The 414-nt window shown below is 34.3% G+C and carries 2 protein-coding genes; both read left to right on the top strand.

Annotated features, from left to right (window positions below; genetic code table 11):
- Positions 1-261 (top strand): hypothetical protein (locus ARA56_RS16885; RefSeq protein WP_172675787.1); only part of this gene is annotated, 261 nt, incomplete at its 5' end.
- Positions 254-414, top strand: a 161-nt coding sequence (locus ARA56_RS17155) for a heme-binding protein (RefSeq protein WP_148315788.1), incomplete at its 3' end; no start/stop codon positions are given. The genes ARA56_RS16885 and ARA56_RS17155, both read left to right, overlap by 8 nt.

Below are 414 nucleotides of genomic sequence, written 5' to 3'. Positions count from 1 at the left end.
GTGTTAGATGGTCTTGAGGAACAGAATATAAGATATGAAGTTTTGGCTCTGGAGCTGATTGGTGAATTAAACCTTGCAAAGGTTCCTTTTAACTTGGCTGTAGAGTTGGACCAGGATAATGTAGAACTTAAATCTAGTGATTTTAAGGGATTAGTAAATTTTAAGGTCACTATTAGTAATAAAAAAATAGCTAAGGAATTTGGCCTTGATGTAGGAAGGTATATTAAGAAAATTCCACTAAAGGGTGATTGGTATGAGTAGTTTAAAATATATTAATCTAGATATAGCAACGAAAGTTATGAAGGAAGTTGAGAATGCTGCAAAAGAGTTAGGAACACCTATTGTAATAGCTATAGCTAATGAATGGGGACTTCCAATAGCAGTTCATTTTATGGATGGAGCACTTCCTGCAAG

Origin of the sequence: Clostridium disporicum (assembly GCF_001405015.1) — a bacterium.
GTDB classification, from domain to species: Bacteria; Bacillota; Clostridia; order Clostridiales; family Clostridiaceae; genus Clostridium; species Clostridium disporicum_B.
Note: the sequence above shows the minus strand (reverse complement) of the source record. Positions and strands in the feature narration are given on the sequence as shown.